We start from the raw sequence: 18,871 nt of genomic DNA, 5'->3' as shown, positions 1-18,871 counted from the left end.
GCACTACCTTTCAAAGAGAAATTGCTTAAGTCTTTTAGCAAATTGAGAAACAGTCGATGTTGGGATTTCTTGCGTTCGCTTTGTGTTGATCCGATCTGCCATTTCACTAAACGCTCGTGCTGCAGGCGCATTTGGATTATACTGAACAACTGGCGATTGATGAATGACCGCTTGTCTTACATTCCGATCTTCTGGAATCATTCCAAGTACAGAGGTCTCTTTTTCTAGAAATCGGTTTAACACTTCAGCTAATCGTCTATACGTGTCCATTCCTTCTTTATTGGAAGTCACACGATTGACAACGATCGAAATGGGCAGGTTTTTGTTATGAAGGATTAAGTGCTTCATCATCGCATAAGCATCTGTAATAGAAGTGGGTTCAGGTGTTGTAATCACAACCACTTCATCCACCGATAATATAAATTTCAATGACTGCTCATTAACCCCTGCTCCCATATCAAAGAGAATATAATCATACTTTTCCATCACCTGTGATAGTTGTGCATCAAACTCGTGCACCATATCATCACTTAAATGAACAAGATGGTTTAAGCCTGATCCCCCTGCAATATATTGAAGTCCTCCTGGTCCATCATATATCGCTTCTTCTAAAGTACATTCACCTTGAAAAAAATTAGCAATAGTTAATTTAGAAGACGTTCCCATGAGAATATCTAAATTTCCCATTCCTATATCCATATCAAATAGTAACACGGTATAGCCTTGTTTGGTTAAGGACAAGGAAAAGTTTAACGAAAAATTCGATTTTCCTACGCCCCCTTTACCGCTAACAACTGCGAGAGTCTTAGTAATTGTCTGTCTGTCCATCTGCTGAAGTCTAAGTCGTAAGCTCTCTGCCTGATCATTCATGAGTTTCTACCCCAAGTAATAGATTTGTAAGTACTTTAGGACTGGCAGGAATCATATCATCCGGTACATTTTGACCATTTGTTAAGTAGGCTACTCCTTTATTGTACTGTGTAATCATATTTAAGATAGCACCATAACTCTCAGTCTCATCCGTCTTAGTAAAGATAAACTGATCGATAGTAATGAGTGAGAATTGCTTATAAATCTCCATCATATCACGTTGTTTAGAAGTGAGTGAAAGTACTAAAAACGTCTGCATATCAGACTTAAAATCAATTATCTTCTTAAGATCCTCTACATATTGTTGATTACGAAAGTTGCGCCCTGCCGTATCTATTAATACAATATCATAGTCACTGAATGCTTCTTTTGCCTTTTTAAAGTCTTCTAGGTTATAACACACTTCTATAGGGATATTAAGAATACTTGCATACGTTTTTAATTGCTCAATAGCTGCTATACGGTACGTATCAGTCGTAATAAACGCTACTTTTTTCTTATGTTTAATCACGCATTCTGCAGCAATTTTTGCTAATGTGGTCGTTTTCCCAACTCCAGTAGGACCAACTACATTTACATATTTTTTTACAAATGAAATGCCTCCAAATTGGATTGATTCCATTTCAGAATCTATTAACTCTTTTAGCCATTGCTGTATATTCTTTTCATCTGATCTTGCACCAGCTATATACCATTTTTCTATAAGTTTGGATAACCATTTATCTTGCAGATTTTTATTTACTTCCTGTTCATCTAACAACCTCTGAACGGATTGAATCGGCTCAGGGAAGTTGTATGCTTTATGCCCTTCTTGAGCAGAAGGAATTCCTTTAATTAGCATTTTCAACTCATTGATTTCTTTCATTAAATCGTCCGTTGACTTGTCTTTTTGAACGACCCCAGTACGCTTTTCAGTTGAAGGAGGAGCTTCTACCTCATCAAACTCTTGTCTAGAAGCTGTTGTCGGCATTTTTTTTACTTTTTCTTTTACAACTGGTTTTGGTTCTACTTTCGGTTTAGGGTCAATTGCTGCAATAACCTCAAGATTCTTCTTTTTAAAAAACCCTAGAAATCCACCTGTTTGAACCATTTTCGAATTTAAAATCACTGCATCATTACCTAATTCTGCACGAATTTTCTTCATTGCTTCTGGCATAGATGGTGCAACGAACTTTTTTACCTTCAATCTATATTCACCACCCCAACACTTTGTACTTCAACATTTGATTCTAATTCGTTGTAAGATAAAATCGGTATTTGTGGGAAATACCTTTCGGTTAGCTGTCTTATATACATTCTGACTGCGGGAGAACACAATACTAGCGGCGTTTGCTCCATTAGAGATAACTGCTCTACTTGTGAAGCAATCGACTCTAAAATCGATTGTGAAACTGCCGGGTCTAGCGATAAGAAGTTCCCATGCTCTGTCTGTTGAATTCCTTCTGCAACGAGCTTCTCAACCTTGCCTGAAAGAGTAACTACCTTTAAGGTTTCCCCGCCGGCAGCGTATTGAGTCGTAATTTGTCTAGCTAATGCTTGTCTAACATATTCAGTAAGTAACTCTGTATCCGAAGATATTTTTCCATAATCGGCTAACGTTTCGAAAATAACTGGAAGATTACGAATGGATACTTGTTCTCTTAACAGCTTAGCCAGCACCTTTTGAACTTCACCAACTGAAAGTGGATTTGGCGTCACTTCATCAACGAGTATTGGATAGCTTTCTTTTAAGTGGTCGATAAGCTGTTTCGTTTCTTGTCTTCCAATGAGTTCGTGTGCATTTGTTTTAATAAGTTCAGTTATGTGTGTAGATACAACTGAAGGTGGATCAACAACTGTATAGCCAAAGATTTCAGCCTGCTCCTTCATATCTTCTGTAATCCATTTCGCAGGAAGTCCAAAAGACGGCTCTACTGTATCAATCCCTTCAATTGAGTCATCTTCAATCCCAGGGCTCATCGCTAGATAATGATCGAGAAGAAGCTCTCCTCGTGCCATTTCATTCCCTTTAATCTTTAATCGATATTCATTTGGCTGAAGCTGAATGTTGTCACGAATTCGGACAACTGGAATGACCAACCCTAGCTCAATCGCGAGCTGTCGACGAATCATAACAATACGGTCAAGTAAGTCTCCGCCTTGGTTCGCATCTGCTAATGGTATAAGTCCATATCCAAATTCAAATTCGATAGGATCAACATTTAACAAATTGACAACACTTTCTGGGCTTTTCATCTCATCCGTCTCGATTTCTTCTTCTGACTCTTGAAGCTGTTCTTTACCTATCTCTGGTGTACGAGATAACATAAACCCACCGATTGCAAATAAAGCAGCAATCGGAAAGGTTAACAGATTGCTTATTGGTGTAAATATTCCTAGTAAAAAGATTGTAGCACCTGTTACAAAAAGCATTTTCGGATATGCTAGTAATTGGGCGGTAATATCTTGTCCTAGATTACCATCTGACGCTGCTCTTGTTACCACAATCCCTGTTGCCGTTGAGATTAATAGAGCTGGAATCTGACTTACTATTCCATCCCCAACAGTTAATAGAGAATATTTAGTAGCTGCATCCCCAATCGCAAGACCTTGCTGCACAGTACCAATAACAATCCCGAATATTAAGTTAATAATTACAATAATGATTCCGGCGATTGCATCCCCTTTTACGAACTTACTCGCACCATCCATCGCACCATAGAAATCCGCTTCTCGGCTAACTTTTTCACGGCGTTCACGGGCTTCATGCTCTGAAATCATTCCGGCATTTAAGTCTGCATCAATACTCATTTGTTTCCCAGGCATTGCATCCAACGTAAAGCGAGCTGCTACCTCTGAGACACGCTCAGACCCTTTTGTGATAACAACGAACTGAATAATAATTAATATTAAAAAGACGACCATCCCTACAACTACATTTCCGCCAACAACAAACGTTCCAAACGTATCAACAACTCCTCCAGCCTCACCCTTTGACAGAATAGAACGAGTTGTCGAAACGTTTAAACCTAGCCGAAATAAAGTTAATAGTAATAATAAAGATGGAAATATTGAAAATTGTAATGGCTCACTCATATTCATCGAAGTAAGAAGAACCAAAAGTGCTAGAGATATATTAATAATAATTAGTATACTTAATAGCCATGATGGAAATGGAATAATCAGCATTGCTACGATTAAGATGACACTAAGCAATACAGATAAATCTCTTGCTGACATAATTGTTCTCTCTCCTAACTCGACCTATAAAACTGGTTCGTTGTGATCGATCGTTATATCTTATTTTTTGTTCGATACACATAAGCTAAAATCTCAGCAACCGCTTTAAAGAATTCCTCTGGAATTGCATCGCCAATTTCTGCTTGATCGTATAACGCTCTCGCAAGTGGTCTGTTTTCTACCGTCATTACTTCGTTTTCCTTTGCGATGTATTTGATTTTCTGCGCTACATAATCGACACCTTTTGCCACTACAAATGGAGCGTCTAGCTTTTTCTCATCGTATTTTAAGGCAATTGCATAATGGGTAGGATTTGTGATTACGACATCCGCATTGGGGACCTCCTGCATCATTCTCCGCATGGCCATTTCTCGTTGGCGTTGTTTAATCTTTGATTTGATTAATGGATCCCCTTCAGAATTTTTGTATTCGTCTTTAATATCTTGCTTCGACATTCGAATATTTTTTTCAAAATCATATTTTTGATAAAGGTAATCTAACACCGATAAGAAAAGGAGTGCAGCAGAGGCAAATAACCCCATTTGAACAGTTAGCGATGCTAATGTTACCATTGCAGCTCCAACCGATTTCTGTGAAAGAATTAAGATATCATCAATTCTTAACCACAGTACTGTAAACGTAACAATTCCTACAAAGCTAATTTTTAATATCGACTTAAAAAGTTCAACTATAGCACGGATCGAAAATATGCGCTTAAACCCTTTGATTGGATCTATTTTTTCTAACTTAAATTGGATTGCCTCTGTAGAAAATAAAAAGCCAAACTGCATGTAATTTGCTGCCACTCCTGCGATCATCGCAACGAGCATAATTGGACCTAAGAAAAATACGAGTTCTTTTAAAATATCTAAAAAGAGAACATACACATTTTCTTCCGTCACTTGTATATGAATAAATTCATCAAAAGAATGCCTAAATAAATTCAAGATAATATCATTTAAATAGCCACCCGCAAATAGTAAAAACAAGAAGATTGCTAATAAAACAACCGCTGTATTCACATCCTGGCTTTTCGCCACTTGCCCTTTTTTTCTGGAATCTTGCCGCTTTTTCGGTGTCGCCTTTTCTGTTTTTTCACCAGCGAAATACTGTAGGTTTAATGATAAAAGCTTCAACTTTTACGTACCTCCAATTAGCTCCATTAACCCTCTCATCGTTGTATACATGGTTTCAAATAATTGGGTTACCCCAAGCATTAACACACCCATAACGGCAATGAGAACGATAAAGCTCACACCTATTTTAATCGGGATTCCAACGACAAATATATTTAGCTGTGGAACCGTTCTAGCGACAATTCCTAAAGCAACATCGACTAAGAAAAGGCTTCCCACAACGGGAATGGACATTTGAAAAGCTATAATAAACATGGAATTAAAAGCTCGAACCACATATTCCAACAAATTTTCATTTCCAAATGAGATCCATGGCTTTTCAAGTGGAATAAACTCATAGCTATAGTAAACACCATCTAATAACAGATGGTGGCCATTTACAGTTAGTAATAGAAAAAGGCCGACCGTATACAAATACTGACCTAAAAGAGGACTCTGTGCTCCTGTTTGGGGGTCAATGACGTTCGCTATAGCAAACCCCATTTGAAAATCAATAAACCCACCTGCAATTTGAATGGCAGATAACATTAAATAAGCTATAAAACCAATCATCAAGCCTACAAGCGCCTCTTTTATAATTAATAAATAGTAAGCACCGTTAATCTCAAGGACCGGTGCTTCAATCGTATAAAACATGATCCAAGCTAATATTAAGCCAAATCCTATTTTATGTGTCGTAGGGATCGTTCGATAAGAGAACAAGGGCATCATCAGAAAAAAAGAAGTCACCCTGACAAAAATCAATAAAAAGGCTGGGAATGTTGGGACTAATTCTAACATCCTCCTATCCCACAAACCTTGTTAAATTTGAAAATATTTCATTCGCATAAGAGAGCATATGCTTTAGCATCCAAGGTCCGAAAAAGACAACACCTAATAGGACGGCCACAATCTTCGGAACAAACGCAAGGGTCTGCTCTTGAATTTGTGTCGTTGCTTGAAAGATACTCACAATTAATCCGACAACAAGTGCCAATAGAATTAATGGTCCACATACAATTAGAACCGTCATGATGCCTCTCTCCGCGATCGAGATTACTGTCTCTGGAGTCATCCTCATTCACCTGCTTAAAAACTTTCTAATAGTGATTTGACCAATAAATACCAACCGTCAACAAGTACGAAAAGTAAGATCTTGAATGGCAATGAAATCATAACTGGCGGTAGCATCATCATCCCCATTGACATTAGTACACTTGCAACAACCATATCAATGACTAGGAATGGAATAAAAATCATAAAGCCAATCTGAAATGCTGTTTTAATTTCACTGATCGCAAATGCTGGTACAAGAGTCGTAAGTGGAATATCTTCTATCGACTTAGGTGTTTCTGCCTGTGAATATTCAAGGAATAAGGCCAAATCTTTTTGCCGTGTGTGTGCACTCATAAATTCTTTAAACGGCAATGATGCTTTTTCATATGCTTCCTCTAAGCTAATTTCTTCATTAAATAATGGCGTTAGAGCCTCCTCATTTACCTCTTGAAAGGTAGGGGCCATAATAAAAAATGTCAAAAACAATGATAAACCTATTAATACTTGATTGGGTGGCATTTGCTGGGTAGCAAGCGCCGTTCTGACAAAGGAAAGAACAATGACAATGCGCGTAAAGGATGTCATAAGAATTAGGATGCTTGGTGCAAGGGTAAGTACAGTTAAAAGTAATAACATTTTCACAGATGTAGACACATTTTCTGGTGAACTGTTATTAAAGAATTCCACAAATTCATTCATTACTTGTCTGACCCTTTCTTTTCCATCTCTTCATAAAGCTTTTTTCTACCTTTTTTAATCTCATCGAGCTGATTTTTTAATAAGGACTGAAAGTGATTTCCTTCAGTAACAGATGTAGAACTTTTCTTTGTTCTTTGCAATACCTTTGTCACAATATCGCTTGGTTGAACAAGCTGTTCCATTCGATTGTTATAATCAGAGATGATTTGATGATATTCTTCTGAATCATCAATTTCTTTTAACAGCTGAATATTCTCTCCTACCCCTACGATTAATAGACGATTTCCTATTTTCACAATTTGTACGGAACGATTTGTTCCTAGTGACGTACCGCCCAAATTCTCAACTAATTGAGTACTTTGATAGGATCTATTTTTTTTATTGATAAACTTTAGAATAATATAGAGTAATGCTACTACAAATATGGTTGCGAGAATCATCTTGAAAACGTCCCACACCGTTATGCCAACCTCTCCGCTTGTTGAAGCATTTGAGTCGGTTCCTTCTTCAACAGCAGGCGTTGTTTCCTTACAGTTTTCTGGGTTTTCAATACAATCCTTAACGCTCGTATTTAATTGCTCCGCATAGGCTTCTGACTGAAAGCCTAGCAGAGCAATGATCACTAGTAGTAGTACTTTTAATATTGGTTGAAGTCTCTGCATTGAAATGCACCCTTTATAAAGTAATTCCCTAGCTTAAAGTTTTGGCGATTGCCTCCAATACACGATCTGCCTGGAATGGTTTGACAATAAAATCCTTTGCCCCTGCTTGAATTGCATCAATAACCATCGCCTGCTGCCCCATTGCAGAGCACATTATAATTTTAGCATTGGGATTTAATTTCTTAATTTCCTTTAATGCAGTAATCCCATCCATTTCTGGCATGGTAATATCCATAGTGACTAAGTCTGGCTGAGTTTCTTTATATTTCTCTACAGCTTGTGCACCATCAGCAGCTTCACCAACTACGTCATATCCATTTTTCGATAAGATATCTTTAATCATCATTCTCATAAAAGCTGCATCATCTACGATTAGTACTTTGTGTGCCATAAAAAATTATACCTCCAAGTATTATTTTAATTTTTTCAAACGGTCAGATTGACTCACAATATCTGTTACTCGAACACCGAAGTTTTCATCAATGACAACCACTTCGCCCTTAGCAATTAAACGATTATTGACGAGAATATCAACAGGCTCGCCAGCTAATTTATCTAATTCAATAATAGAACCTGATGAAAGCTCTAAAATCTCCTTTACTGAGCGCTTCGTTCTCCCTAGTTCAACTGTTACTTGTAAAGGGATGTCTAGTAGCATATTTAAATTCTTCGTTTCTGATTCCTGTAAAGGATATGATTCGAAATTAGAGAATACAGCAGGTTGAACATTCGGTTGTTCTCCACCAGGATAAGCAGAACCAAAATGCTGTGGACCATTAAAATAATTCATATTTTGCGGAGGCATTTGTCCACCTTGTGGTGGTTGTTGCCCATAACCGTAGGATGAATTCATTGGTGCTGAAGGGTGTTGTCCCATCCCACTTGGGTTCATATCGTTATATATAGGCTGCTCTGGTTGCGTATGATTTGATGCTACTTGTGTGCTAGAGTTCGTTATTGGCGTCTCTTCTATTTTAGCTGGTTCCTCTGGTGTTTGAACACCCGGATTCAACAATTCATTGACTAAGCTTTTAGCGAATTCAAGTGGAAGAAGCTGCATGATGCTTGAATCTATGAGTTCTCCTATTTTTAAACGAAAAGAGACTTTTACTAACATATCATCTATTGGAATCTTTTCCGTTCCCTCTCCATGCTGTACATCTAAAATATCAATGGAAGGTGGAGATATATCTACTTTTTTACTAAAAATGGTTGACATAGAAGTCGCCGATGAACCCATCATCTGATTCATAGCTTCTTGGACGGCACTTAATTGAATTTCTCCCATTAATTCTGCTGGGTTTAATCCATCCCCTCCAAGCATTAAGTCAGCTATGATCGCTGCATCACTTTGCTTTATTACTAGTAAATTGGATCCGGAAAAACCTTCCGTATAGCTAACATGAATCGCTACATATGGATGCGGAAATTCTTCTGAAAGCATGCTTCTTGGAATTACTGAGACAGTAGGTGTTGTAATATCTACCTTTTGATTTAATAAGGTGGATAATGCAGTGGCAGAGCTTCCAAATGAGATGTTACCAATTTCACCTAATGCATCTTGTTCCATCGAAGAAAGATAATCTTCGACGTTAAATTCAATTTCATTTATTTCTTCGTTGTCATCATCAGACCCACGTAATAGAGCATCAATCTCATCTTGAGAGAGCATGTCATCACTCACCATCGTCGTCTCCCCCCTTGAATGTATCTAATATTTGGATGGCTAATTTCTTGTTAACTTTCCCAGGCTGTCCAATGAATTTCGGAATATCTCCTACTTTTATTGTCAATGGATCTTCTATCGTTTGATCTAGCTCAATGACATCTCCTACATCAAGCATTAAGAAATCTTGAATAGAAATATCAGAGTATCCAAGTTCAGCCTTTACCCATACATCTGCTTTATGAATGTTTTTCTCAAGCAGCATCATCTCTTGTGGTTCTCTATCTTTTTTATCTGTTTGCATCCAGTAGTGAACAGATAGTTTCGGGATAATCGGCTCCAATACAACATGTGGGATACAAATATTAATCATTCCGCTTGTTTCCCCAATCGTTGTGTTTAAAGAGATTACGACAACCGTTTCATTTGGAGAGACCATTTGTAAAAATTGTGGGTTCACTTCAAAATCCGTTAAAAGCGGATCGATATCTGCAATCGTCTCCCATGCTTCTCGTAAGTTATCAAATGCACGCTCAAAGGAATTCGACATAATTTTTGTTTCTATTTCTGTCAGGTTTTCCACTTTATTCACGCTGGTCCCACGGCCACCCATCATTCGATCCATCATCGCATAAGCAATATTGGGGTTAACCTCCATTAAGATTCTGCCATCTAGTGGAGGAACTTCAAAAACATTTAGAATGGTCATTTTAGGAATCGAACGGATAAATTCCTCATAGGGAATTTGGTCAGCAGATGCCACACTTATTTGAACATAGGTTCTTAGCTGAGCAGAGAAATATGTGGTCAGCAATCTTGCAAAGTTTTCATGAATACGAGTTAGGCTTCGGATTTGATCCTTTGAAAAGCGTAATGCTCGTTTGAAATCATAAACTTTAACTTTCTTTTCTGATTGCTCCTTTTTTAACTCGTCAGCATCCATTTCACCTGTTGATAACGCAGATAACAGGGCATCAATTTCACTTTGAGACAGAACCTCTCCAGACATGAAAACTCACCTCCATATCAGTTATTTATATTCGTTTATTTTTTATTGGAGGAGAGCCTGTGTAATATACACCATCTCAATCTTTCCTTCTTGCATGACCTCATTTATCTTGGTTTTCAAGTCATCTTGAAGCTTAACTTTCCCATCCTTGCCTTGAAGCTCTTCTGCCTTCATTTCGGAAAGCTCTTGAATAATGATATTCTTAACTTGAAAATCACGCTTTTCCAATTCTTCTTTTGCTTTCTTGCTATCTGTTTGGATTTTAAAAGAAATACGTATAAAGTCATCTGTTGCTAAATTAGTTGTGATCTCCGGAATATCTACTGATGCCTCTAACACTTCATCAATCGTTGGCTCCTTAGCTGCATCATCTCCAGTAAATTTCAAAACGACAACGAGGGCGATTGCACCTACCAATGTAATTGCAACAAGCAATATTATCATGATCATTAATAGCTTATTATTCTTCATTTTCATCCCCCTCCAAATGCTGCCCTAGAAGATTGACAGATTTGTAGAAATGATTAATCCGCTCATACACTACATCTTCTGCTTCCTTCACGACATATTTTTTCCCATTCGTTAACGTAATGGTTGTATCTGGAAAGGACTCAATTGTTTCAATATAAATTGCATTAATCATAAAGCTTTTCCCATTTAACCGAGTAACTTTAATCAATCAATTTCAGGGTTAAGGCTTGGACCTTAACCCTGTCCCTCCCTTAGCCTATCGTTTTAAGTTTACTAGTTCTTGCAGAATCTCATCAGAAGTTGTAATAATACGTGTATTGGCCTGGAATCCACGCTGAGCTGTAATCATTTCTGTGAATTCTTCAGACAAATCAACATTTGACATTTCTAGAGAACCTGCTGCAATCGATCCTCGACCTTCACCAGGAATTGAGATATTCGCTGTCCCTGAGTTAATAGACTCTTGGAAAAGGTTCGTTCCCGCTTTAGATAACCCTGAAGGATTACTAAACTTCGCTAGAGCTAATTGGCCTAAAGTGATTACCAGTCCATTTGAATAGACACCGTTAATCTCCCCTAGCGCTCCAATGTTAAAGCTCTCTAACGCACCTTCTGTGTTACCATCAGGATTTACGAATGCTGAAGTTGGCCCAGATAATTGAGTCAATTTAGTAAAATCAAGGTTAATTCTTAAATCGTCAGTTGTTGTTCCAGGACTATCACCATTTACGTCAAACACATACTCAGTAAATGTGTCTGCATTACTATCAGCAAGGACTGTAGCGGATGTCGTATTTGAAACAAACTTTCCTGCTCCATCAAATGTAATCGTAGTATCAGCTACCGGTGCAGGTGTAGCGTTAGGATCCTTGTTAATATAAGCCTCCCAAGTTGTTGCTGAAACTTTCTTAAAATTGACATCCAGTTTGTGTGGCTTACCTGACTTATCAATTACTTCAATTTGCTGGGTATAAACTGACCCTGTAGTAGATGCTGAAGAAAGATTATCAGTAAATGTCATTTTATTTGTCGTCACTGAAGGTAGTACAGCGTTCACATTTACCGCAACATCTCCATAGGTATTCGTACGATTGCCTGTAGCATCAAATTTATATGCTTGGACCTTTAATCCATCTCCCGTTACTAATGAACCATTATCATCTAAATAAAAGTTCCCTGCTCTTGTATAAAACTGAGCATTGCCTTGGCTTACGATAAAATACCCATCTCCCGAAATTGCGAGGTCTAGCGGACGTCCCGTTGTTTGTAAGCTTGATTGCGTATGGATGGTATCGATCGTCGCAAGGGTTGTTCCTAGTCCGACCTGCATTGGGTTTTTCCCTCCGCGGTTATCTTGTGCTGCAGATGCACCTGAAATCGTTTGGTTCATTGTATCTTTGAATGTTACGCGACCTTTTTTGTATCCGAATGTATTTACGTTAGCAATATTATTCCCTATGATGTCTAACTTTGTTTGGAAATTCTTCATTCCGCTTATTCCAGAGTACATTGAACGTAGCATGTATGATTGTTCTCCTTTCAATTTGAGCTGCTTCAATCGGTCCACAGCTTAGGCTTCCTTATTAGGTCCAGCCTCTTCTATTATTCTAGTACAATCGTCCCGTTAATGTTAGTGAAAATTTGCGACGACGCTTCTTGTCGATCCATAGCCGTAATCACCGTATTATTTTTTGCGCTAATTATTAGAGCTGCATCCTTTAATAATACTAATGATTCTTTCACACCCATTTTCTTTGCTTCCTGGACTTTACTTTCGATAGTTGTCCATTGCTTCTCATTGATCAGAATATTCCTTTGAACTAATCTCTCATTTGCATGCTTACTAATGGTTAGCCGACTCGTTGGTGTGAGTAAAGCTGCTTGAAAATGATTTGAGAATGATTGATTGCTAACCTGTTTTTCCTTAGCATGTGAAACTTGATAGGGTGTTACTGGCTGTGTTTGAATCGGACGATAGATCGGCTTATTCATCCAGCCACTTCCTTTATTTATTCAATTTTAGTGATTTGGGATGAAGTAATACTTGTTTCAGCTGCGTCATTTAGTTGAAACAATGTTTTCCCATTTTTAAATGAAGCTGATTTTACAACAGCAGTCACTTCTTCTTGTTTATCATTTACATACGTAACCGTCTTTCCTATTAACATACTTGCTTGAAGCAACCCGTTATCGGCTGATACCTCGTTAATCTTCGAAATATTACCAGGTTCAAGAATTGTCCCATCCTCAAGTAAAAACTGAACTGTATTATCTTTAAATTGAATCGCCTTAACTTTTCCAGTTCCTTCTACTACTTTAGGTTCTTTAGATGGATCCTCAGATTCAATTAGCTTATGCCAAGTAATTTCTCTTCCAACAAATTCACTATAAGAAATCAATTTGCTTTGTTCTTGAACTTCAATAAACTTTTCAATTGACTGTGCCATGTTCGTCATTTGTTCAAGACTTGAAAAAGTGGCCATTTGTGCGATAAAATCTTTATCTTCCATCGGGTTTAGAGGGTCTTGGTTTTGTAATTGAGTCATTAATATTTTTAAGAAATCGTCTTTTCCTAAAATATCTGTATTTGCTTTACGCTGTTTCTGCTGATAGGTTGATAACATCAATGATGTATCGACTGAGTTTGCCAAATATCCCACTTCCCTTATACTTCAATACTTAATAAGGTCTCTTCAAAAGATTGCTTTCCTTCATCCTCTGTAGATGTTTGAGCTGTGTCAGGCTGTTTTTCCTGCTTTTGCTGTTGGTGCTGTTGATTTTCTTTATTTAAGAAACGTTCTTGCTGAAAGGATTGCTGCGAGATCTCAATTTTCTCTACTTGGATATTTTGAGAACTAAATGCATTTTTCAAGGCATTGATTTGCGAGTCTAGTGTTTCTTTCGCTGTACCTGTAGTTGTGAGAATTCTGGCCATAAGCTGAGAATCTTTTTGAATTAACTCTACTCTTAATGACCCTAAATGCTCTGGATTTAACTTAATAAATAATTTTTGCGTACCGCCTACATTGGTAAATTTACTCTTCGATAGTATATTCTCGAATTGCTGGATTAACTGTTCAGCAGATACCGGTTTTGATTTATCAAGCATAAGTGTAAGTTGCTCTGGCTTCGACATTTGCTGTAGTTGATAAGGAATTCCGTTCATCATCTCTAATTTTGAAACTAGTTGAACTTGATTTTCATTTGTAGACAACACACCATTTTTCAGATCTGATGCAACCGCTTTGAACGTTTTTTGAAGGTAATCAAGCCGTTCATTATTTGATGATCCCTTCAGTAATAAATCGAGCTTTTCAGTCATTCGTTGTACCCATTCTTTTAAATCGGTACGGGAATCATTTGACATATTTTGATGCTGTGATAGCAATTCAAATAACTTCACTACTTTTACAACCTGTGAAAATTCTTTCGTCATCATTGGCTCTTGAGGACTTATGTTTTGTTGAGAGACAAAATTCATGATTGCCTCAAGCGGTTCAATCTCTTTTTCGATTTGTTCTTTAGAAGTTGATTGAATTTCTAAAAATAAGTTTAATGATTCGACCATCTTTTCAAGCTCCGAATCATTTATCCCTAAGAATTCCTGAATCATCTTCATTAATTCAGGGTTTGCTGAAGATAATACTTGGTCTAACAACTTCATCCCACCATCGAGATCTAATACATCCTCCGTTTGAAGGAACGCTAATAATTCGAACCCATCCGGTTGTGAAATACCATTCATTAAGGATTGAGGCATTTCAGTTACTTCTTTCATAGGTAATCCATTTAATATCGCATGGCCAAATAAACTATTAAAGCTTGAGCCTTCTGATGGTGAGTTGGACTTTTCGCTATTTGAAACGATTGTATTAATAAATCCTAAACTTCCAATTTCCACTTTAATTTTTTCACCTCCTTTCAAATAGACACCCAATTAATTGCCTCGCGCACTTTCACTTGTCAACAATTCAGTAAACCTTGCTGCGTCTTCTGGAGGCATATTTTCCATAATACCTGCTAATGTTTCAGCTTTAATATTTGTTAGAATTTTTATTGCTTCATCATCTGTCATGCTTGTGATAATTGGTGCCGATTTTTTAGGAGATATGGTCTCATATGTTTTAATAATGTCTTTAAAAGCACGTTTATTTTCTTCTTGGATGGCTACCAGTTCGTCTATTTGCTTTTGTAGCTGTTCCTTTTCAAGCTTTACTCTTTCTACTTCTTTATCTTTAGTATCTATATCTGTTTCTAATTTTGAGATTTTTGCTTCTCTATCCTTGATCTGACCTTGCAACTCAATCATATGATCTTCAAGTTTCTCCAATGACTTCGTCTCATCTGCTGGAATGATTGAAGATAAAATTGGTACTTTGCTTCCGTACTCCTTTGCAAGTTCAAATACGTTAAATCCTGCAACAGTTGAGACAATTAATGCTACTGTAACAGCAAAAAGTACCGGTATCAGAAATGCGACCAAAAACCATTGGAATTTATTGTATTTCTTACCTTCTTTTTCTTCTATCTCTTTTTCCATATGACCACCTAACTTCCACGGTTCATAAAATGCTGTATCGATATATCGTCCATTTGTTTGCCTTCAACCATTTTCAGTTCAGTGATAAAATTTTGAAAATCTTTCTCTTTAATCTTTTCGTATTTTTTCACTTCAATATTTTTTTCCATCAGCTTTTCTTGATAAAAGGTCATTCGATTACGTGCATTTATGACCATCTTTTGATAATGGGAAATAGACTTCTCTAAATTGCTAATAAAGTGTTGAAAATGCTTAATTTCTTGAACAGGTAGGCCATTAACTAGCTTTGAAGATTGATGTAATTCCAGATCTTCCTTTTTCTTTAATAGTTCATATAATTTTTCAGCAACTTCTTCAAATTTCTTTACTGAATCATTGTAAACGGAGAATGCATCATCTTTTTCTCGTTCTTTAATAGACAATAATTTATCGAATTTGAATTGGTATTGCATCATTGACCACCTTTTCCTATTAAGCGATATAAGCTTTCAACACTTTCTTGTATAGCAGTCCGTTCATCCGTACTTTGTTTTAGGAATGAAATAATTTCTGGATACAGCCGAATCGCCTCATCAATTTCAACACTTGAGCCCCTCTTATACGCCCCTATGTTGATTAAATCCTCAGAATTAATATAGGTACTTAATAACTCTCTTAACTTCTCTGCAGCTTCTTTATGCATGGTCGGAACAATATGGTTCATAACACGACTTACGCTTTTTAGGACATTTACAGCGGGGTACTGCCCTTTATTTGCTAACGCTCGATCAAGGACAAAATGACCATCTAAAATTCCACGGACAGTGTCAGCAATTGGTTCATTCATATCATCCCCATCAACTAACACTGTATAAAAGGACGTGATGGAGCCATGTTCATTTGTACCAGTCCGCTCAAGTAATTTAGGTAATATGGCAAAAACAGAAGGTGTATATCCTTTTGTGGTTGGAGGCTCACCAATTGCTAAGCCAACTTCACGTTGTGCCATTGCTACTCGGGTTACTGAATCCATCATCATCATGACATTTAGTCCCTTATCACGGAAATACTCTGCAATCGCAGTAGCTGTAAATGCACCTTTAATTCTCATAAGTGCTGGCTGATCGGATGTTGCAACAACGACAATCGACTTCTTAAGGCCTTCTGGGCCGAGGTCTCTCTCGATAAATTCACGTACTTCTCTGCCACGCTCTCCTATTAAGCCAATTACATTAATATCGGCTGTTGTATTTCGTGCAATCATTCCTAATAGAGTGCTCTTTCCTACACCACTTCCAGCAAATATCCCTACCCTTTGGCCATTTCCTACTGTAAGGAGACTATCAATCATTCGAACCCCCACATTTATAGGCTCGGTTATTGGTGGTCGACTCATCGGGTTTGGTGGTGCTTGGTCAGTCGGTACTGAGGTTAATCCTTTTGGTAAGAGGGAACCATCCAAAGGTTGTCCAAGTGAATCGATTACTTGACCAACTAAACCGCTTCCTACTTTTACTTGAAGTGGGTTTAATGTTGCTTCTACTAAACTCCCTGGTGATATATCACTTACGGAAGTGTAAGGCATCAAGATTACATTCTCATCTTTAAATCCAACAACCTCTGCCTGAATTTTTCGTTTTTGATTTTGACCGACATGAATGATACAAACATCGCCAATGGAACTTTCTGGACCTTGAGACTCAATCATCAAGCCGACCACACGCTTTACTCGTCCATATCTTTTGAATGTGTCTAATTGGTCTATCCGCTCTAAAAGCTCATTTATCATCATTCTCATTCACTCTCCAGCACTTCAAACAGCTTTCGTTTTATTTCTTCTAACTGACTATTGACACTCGCATCTATTCGTCCATTAGGTGACTCTATCACACAAGCATTTTCCACTAAGTCTTCGTCTGGAAAAATGTAAAAATCTATTTCACGAGGAAATATAGACATGAGTTCTTCTTTTTGTGATAAAAGGTAGCCGTACTGTACTGGGTGAACATGCAATTGTACCTCTCTATAATCCCGCGCTTCCTTGATCGCTCGTTTCACTATTGCTAGAAAGCTTTGTTGATCTTCCTCGATCCGCTTCCCTAAAATTCTTTCCGCAACCTTCAATCCTATATCAAGGATCGTTTTGTCAGAGGAATCTATTTTAGTAAGGTAGTCTTTTTTAGAAGACTCAACAATTCCTTTTGCAAACTCAATGGTCTCTCGATATTCTTGATAGCCTGCTTCCCTACCATGGTTCAAACCTTGCTGATATCCCTCTTGTTTGGTTTGTTCTAAAACCATTTGCTTTTCTTCTTCAAATTGAAGACGTTCTTGTTGAAGATGATGCCCTAACTCTTCCGCCTGTTTATTAGCTTTTAGGAGGATTTGATTGGCTTCTTCTTGAACAGATTTAATCATTTCCATTCGTTCTTGTTCGAGGACTTCTACTGAGTAGTCTTCAACGATGGCATCCGATTCTGGTAAATCCCGGTGGATATTTTTTATGGATATGACTTTTTTTTCACTTTTGGCAGAAGGGGCCCATTGAGATTTAATCAGCCTAGACAATAATATCATCTCCTCCACCACGAGCAACGACAATTTCATTTGCTTCTTCTAGGCGGCGAATGACTCCAACAATTCTGGATTGAGCTTCTTCCACATCACGTAAGCGTACAGGACCCATAAATTCCATTTCATCTCTAAACGTTTCCGCCATACGAGACGACATATTTTTGAATACAATCTCTTTAACTTCCTCACTAGAAACTTTAAGAGAAAGCATAAGATCTTCGTTTTCACAATCTCTAATAACACGCTGAATAGCTTTATTATCCAATGTAACAATATCTTCGAATACGAACATTCTCTTTTTGATTTCTTCAGCTAACTCTGGATCCTGAATTTCAAGAGCATCTAAAATGGTTCGTTCCGTTGATCTGTCCACTCCATTTAACACATCAACAACTGCTTCAATTCCACCTGTCTGCGTGTAATCTTGTGTAACAGTGGCTGATAATTTCCTCTCTAGGACCTGTTCAACTTCATTGATAATTTCTGGAGATGTACTGTCCATTACAGCAATCCTTCTAGCAATATCGGCTTGCATTTCTTGTGGTAGCTCAGATAGGATTTGACCTGCTTGAGGAGCATCCAAATACGAAAGGATTAACGAGATCGTTTGTGGATGCTCATTTTGAATAAAGTTCAAAATTTGACCAGGATCAGCTTTTCGGGCAAAATCAAACGGTCTTACTTGGAGTGAAGAAGTTAACCGATTAATGATTGCAGAAGCTTGCTCTGATCCAAGGGCTTTTTCTAAAACGGTCTTAGCATAGCCAATTCCACCTTGAGAAATATAGTCCTGTGCCAAGGCGATGTTATGAAATTCTTCAAGTATTGACTCTTTTGCTATCGTGTCTACTTTCTTGACCCCTGAAATTTCAAGTGTTAACTTTTCTATTTCTTCTTCAGATAAATGCTTATATACGGATGCAGCTACATCTGGCCCTAATGATACTAAGAGGATGGCTGCCTTTTGCTTACCTGATAAATCTTTATCATCTTTCTTGGCCATTTTCTTTC

At 37.6% G+C, this 18,871-nt stretch carries 22 protein-coding genes; all 22 read right to left on the bottom strand.

The window, feature by feature from the left end:
* Window positions 1-3: 3 nt before the first annotated feature.
* The 22 genes from LS684_RS08330 to fliG all read right to left on the bottom strand — a co-directional run bounded on the left by LS684_RS08330 (window position 4) and on the right by fliG (window position 18,863).
* Window positions 4-870 carry a MinD/ParA family protein gene (locus LS684_RS08330; protein ID WP_233811145.1) on the bottom strand — a complete coding sequence of 289 codons (867 nt, stop codon included), beginning with the start codon at window positions 868-870 and terminating at the stop codon, window positions 4-6.
* On the bottom strand, window positions 863-2,056 hold the full coding sequence (gene flhF / locus LS684_RS08325; RefSeq protein ID WP_233811144.1) for a flagellar biosynthesis GTPase FlhF: 1,194 nt from the start codon (window positions 2,054-2,056) through the stop codon (window positions 863-865). The genes LS684_RS08330 and flhF overlap by 8 nt, the downstream gene beginning before the upstream one ends.
* Window positions 2,053-4,089, bottom strand: coding sequence for a flagellar biosynthesis protein FlhA (flhA, locus tag LS684_RS08320; RefSeq protein ID WP_233811143.1), 2,037 nt, complete (start codon window positions 4,087-4,089; stop codon window positions 2,053-2,055). The genes flhF and flhA overlap by 4 nt, the downstream gene beginning before the upstream one ends.
* Window positions 4,090-4,142: 53 nt before the next feature.
* A complete protein-coding gene (gene flhB, locus LS684_RS08315) occupies window positions 4,143-5,225 on the bottom strand; it encodes a flagellar biosynthesis protein FlhB (RefSeq protein WP_233811142.1) in 1,083 nt (360 codons plus the stop codon).
* A gap of 3 nt (window positions 5,226-5,228) precedes the next feature.
* Window positions 5,229-6,005, bottom strand: coding sequence for a flagellar biosynthetic protein FliR (fliR, locus tag LS684_RS08310; protein ID WP_233811141.1), 777 nt, complete (start codon window positions 6,003-6,005; stop codon window positions 5,229-5,231).
* A 4-nt stretch (window positions 6,006-6,009) separates the two neighbouring features.
* Window positions 6,010-6,279: a flagellar biosynthesis protein FliQ gene (fliQ, locus tag LS684_RS08305; protein WP_233811140.1), complete on the bottom strand. Its 270-nt coding sequence runs from the start codon at window positions 6,277-6,279 to the stop codon at window positions 6,010-6,012.
* A gap of 14 nt (window positions 6,280-6,293) precedes the next feature.
* Window positions 6,294-6,959 (bottom strand): flagellar type III secretion system pore protein FliP, encoded by a 666-nt coding sequence (fliP, locus tag LS684_RS08300; RefSeq protein ID WP_233811139.1) that lies wholly within the window; start codon window positions 6,957-6,959, stop codon window positions 6,294-6,296.
* Window positions 6,959-7,621: a flagellar biosynthetic protein FliO gene (locus LS684_RS08295; protein WP_233811138.1), complete on the bottom strand. Its 663-nt coding sequence runs from the start codon at window positions 7,619-7,621 to the stop codon at window positions 6,959-6,961. Before LS684_RS08295 ends, fliP begins: the two co-directional genes overlap by 1 nt.
* 28 nt (window positions 7,622-7,649) lie before the next feature.
* Entirely contained in the window at window positions 7,650-8,012 is a 363-nt protein-coding gene (locus tag LS684_RS08290; RefSeq protein ID WP_233811137.1) for a response regulator, read from the bottom strand.
* Window positions 8,013-8,033: 21 nt separating this feature from the next.
* Window positions 8,034-9,308, bottom strand: a complete 1,275-nt coding sequence (gene fliY / locus LS684_RS08285) for a flagellar motor switch phosphatase FliY (RefSeq protein WP_233811136.1) — start codon at window positions 9,306-9,308, stop codon at window positions 8,034-8,036.
* Window positions 9,298-10,296: a flagellar motor switch protein FliM gene (gene fliM / locus LS684_RS08280; RefSeq protein WP_233811135.1), complete on the bottom strand. Its 999-nt coding sequence runs from the start codon at window positions 10,294-10,296 to the stop codon at window positions 9,298-9,300. The genes fliY and fliM overlap by 11 nt, the downstream gene beginning before the upstream one ends.
* A 42-nt stretch (window positions 10,297-10,338) precedes the next feature.
* Entirely contained in the window at window positions 10,339-10,767 is a 429-nt protein-coding gene (fliL, locus tag LS684_RS08275; protein WP_233811134.1) for a flagellar basal body-associated protein FliL, read from the bottom strand.
* Window positions 10,757-10,975, bottom strand: coding sequence for a flagellar FlbD family protein (locus LS684_RS08270; RefSeq protein WP_233811133.1), 219 nt, complete (start codon window positions 10,973-10,975; stop codon window positions 10,757-10,759). Before LS684_RS08270 ends, fliL begins: the two co-directional genes overlap by 11 nt.
* A 48-nt stretch (window positions 10,976-11,023) precedes the next feature.
* Window positions 11,024-12,289 (bottom strand): flagellar basal-body rod protein FlgF, encoded by a 1,266-nt coding sequence (gene flgF / locus LS684_RS08265; protein WP_233811132.1) that lies wholly within the window; start codon window positions 12,287-12,289, stop codon window positions 11,024-11,026.
* A gap of 80 nt (window positions 12,290-12,369) precedes the next feature.
* Window positions 12,370-12,759, bottom strand: a complete 390-nt coding sequence (locus LS684_RS08260; RefSeq protein WP_233811131.1) for a TIGR02530 family flagellar biosynthesis protein — start codon at window positions 12,757-12,759, stop codon at window positions 12,370-12,372.
* 17 nt (window positions 12,760-12,776) lie between these two features.
* A complete protein-coding gene (gene flgD, locus LS684_RS08255) occupies window positions 12,777-13,427 on the bottom strand; it encodes a flagellar hook assembly protein FlgD (protein WP_233811130.1) in 651 nt (216 codons plus the stop codon).
* A gap of 5 nt (window positions 13,428-13,432) precedes the next feature.
* Window positions 13,433-14,668 (bottom strand): flagellar hook-length control protein FliK, encoded by a 1,236-nt coding sequence (locus tag LS684_RS08250; RefSeq protein ID WP_233811129.1) that lies wholly within the window; start codon window positions 14,666-14,668, stop codon window positions 13,433-13,435.
* A 36-nt stretch (window positions 14,669-14,704) separates the two neighbouring features.
* Window positions 14,705-15,307, bottom strand: a complete 603-nt coding sequence (locus LS684_RS08245; protein ID WP_233811128.1) for a MotE family protein — start codon at window positions 15,305-15,307, stop codon at window positions 14,705-14,707.
* Between the two features lie 8 nt (window positions 15,308-15,315).
* Window positions 15,316-15,759, bottom strand: coding sequence for a flagellar export protein FliJ (fliJ, locus tag LS684_RS08240; RefSeq protein WP_233811577.1), 444 nt, complete (start codon window positions 15,757-15,759; stop codon window positions 15,316-15,318).
* Complete coding sequence (fliI, locus tag LS684_RS08235; protein WP_233811576.1) at window positions 15,759-17,078, bottom strand: flagellar protein export ATPase FliI; 1,320 nt, start codon at window positions 17,076-17,078, stop codon at window positions 15,759-15,761. The genes fliJ and fliI overlap by 1 nt, the downstream gene beginning before the upstream one ends.
* A 2-nt stretch (window positions 17,079-17,080) precedes the next feature.
* A complete protein-coding gene (fliH, locus tag LS684_RS08230; RefSeq protein WP_349293112.1) occupies window positions 17,081-17,863 on the bottom strand; it encodes a flagellar assembly protein FliH in 783 nt (260 codons plus the stop codon).
* Complete coding sequence (gene fliG / locus LS684_RS08225) at window positions 17,847-18,863, bottom strand: flagellar motor switch protein FliG (protein ID WP_233811126.1); 1,017 nt, start codon at window positions 18,861-18,863, stop codon at window positions 17,847-17,849. Before fliG ends, fliH begins: the two co-directional genes overlap by 17 nt.
* Window positions 18,864-18,871: the final 8 nt, after the last annotated feature.

The sequence above is a fragment of the Cytobacillus spongiae genome (assembly GCF_021390075.1).
This window is presented reverse-complemented; position numbering and strand designations above follow the sequence as displayed.

Coding starts and splice junctions, on each gene's coding strand:
- LS684_RS08330 (WP_233811145.1), bottom strand. CDS start 870: ATGAATGATCAGGCAGAGAGCTTACGACTTAGACTTCAGCAGATGGAC.
- flhA (WP_233811143.1), bottom strand. CDS start 4,089: ATGTCAGCAAGAGATTTATCTGTATTGCTTAGTGTCATCTTAATCGTA.
- fliR (WP_233811141.1), bottom strand. CDS start 6,005: ATGTTAGAATTAGTCCCAACATTCCCAGCCTTTTTATTGATTTTTGTC.
- fliQ (WP_233811140.1), bottom strand. CDS start 6,279: ATGACTCCAGAGACAGTAATCTCGATCGCGGAGAGAGGCATCATGACG.
- fliP (WP_233811139.1), bottom strand. CDS start 6,959: ATGAATGAATTTGTGGAATTCTTTAATAACAGTTCACCAGAAAATGTG.
- LS684_RS08295 (WP_233811138.1), bottom strand. CDS start 7,621: ATGCAGAGACTTCAACCAATATTAAAAGTACTACTACTAGTGATCATT.
- LS684_RS08290 (WP_233811137.1), bottom strand. CDS start 8,012: ATGGCACACAAAGTACTAATCGTAGATGATGCAGCTTTTATGAGAATG.
- fliY (WP_233811136.1), bottom strand. CDS start 9,308: ATGGTGAGTGATGACATGCTCTCTCAAGATGAGATTGATGCTCTATTA.
- fliM (WP_233811135.1), bottom strand. CDS start 10,296: ATGTCTGGAGAGGTTCTGTCTCAAAGTGAAATTGATGCCCTGTTATCT.
- fliL (WP_233811134.1), bottom strand. CDS start 10,767: ATGAAGAATAATAAGCTATTAATGATCATGATAATATTGCTTGTTGCA.
- flgF (WP_233811132.1), bottom strand. CDS start 12,289: ATGCTACGTTCAATGTACTCTGGAATAAGCGGAATGAAGAATTTCCAA.
- LS684_RS08260 (WP_233811131.1), bottom strand. CDS start 12,759: ATGAATAAGCCGATCTATCGTCCGATTCAAACACAGCCAGTAACACCC.
- LS684_RS08245 (WP_233811128.1), bottom strand. CDS start 15,307: ATGGAAAAAGAGATAGAAGAAAAAGAAGGTAAGAAATACAATAAATTC.
- fliJ (WP_233811577.1), bottom strand. CDS start 15,759: ATGCAATACCAATTCAAATTCGATAAATTATTGTCTATTAAAGAACGA.
- fliI (WP_233811576.1), bottom strand. CDS start 17,078: ATGATGATAAATGAGCTTTTAGAGCGGATAGACCAATTAGACACATTC.
- fliH (WP_349293112.1), bottom strand. CDS start 17,863: ATGATATTATTGTCTAGGCTGATTAAATCTCAATGGGCCCCTTCTGCC.
- fliG (WP_233811126.1), bottom strand. CDS start 18,863: ATGGCCAAGAAAGATGATAAAGATTTATCAGGTAAGCAAAAGGCAGCC.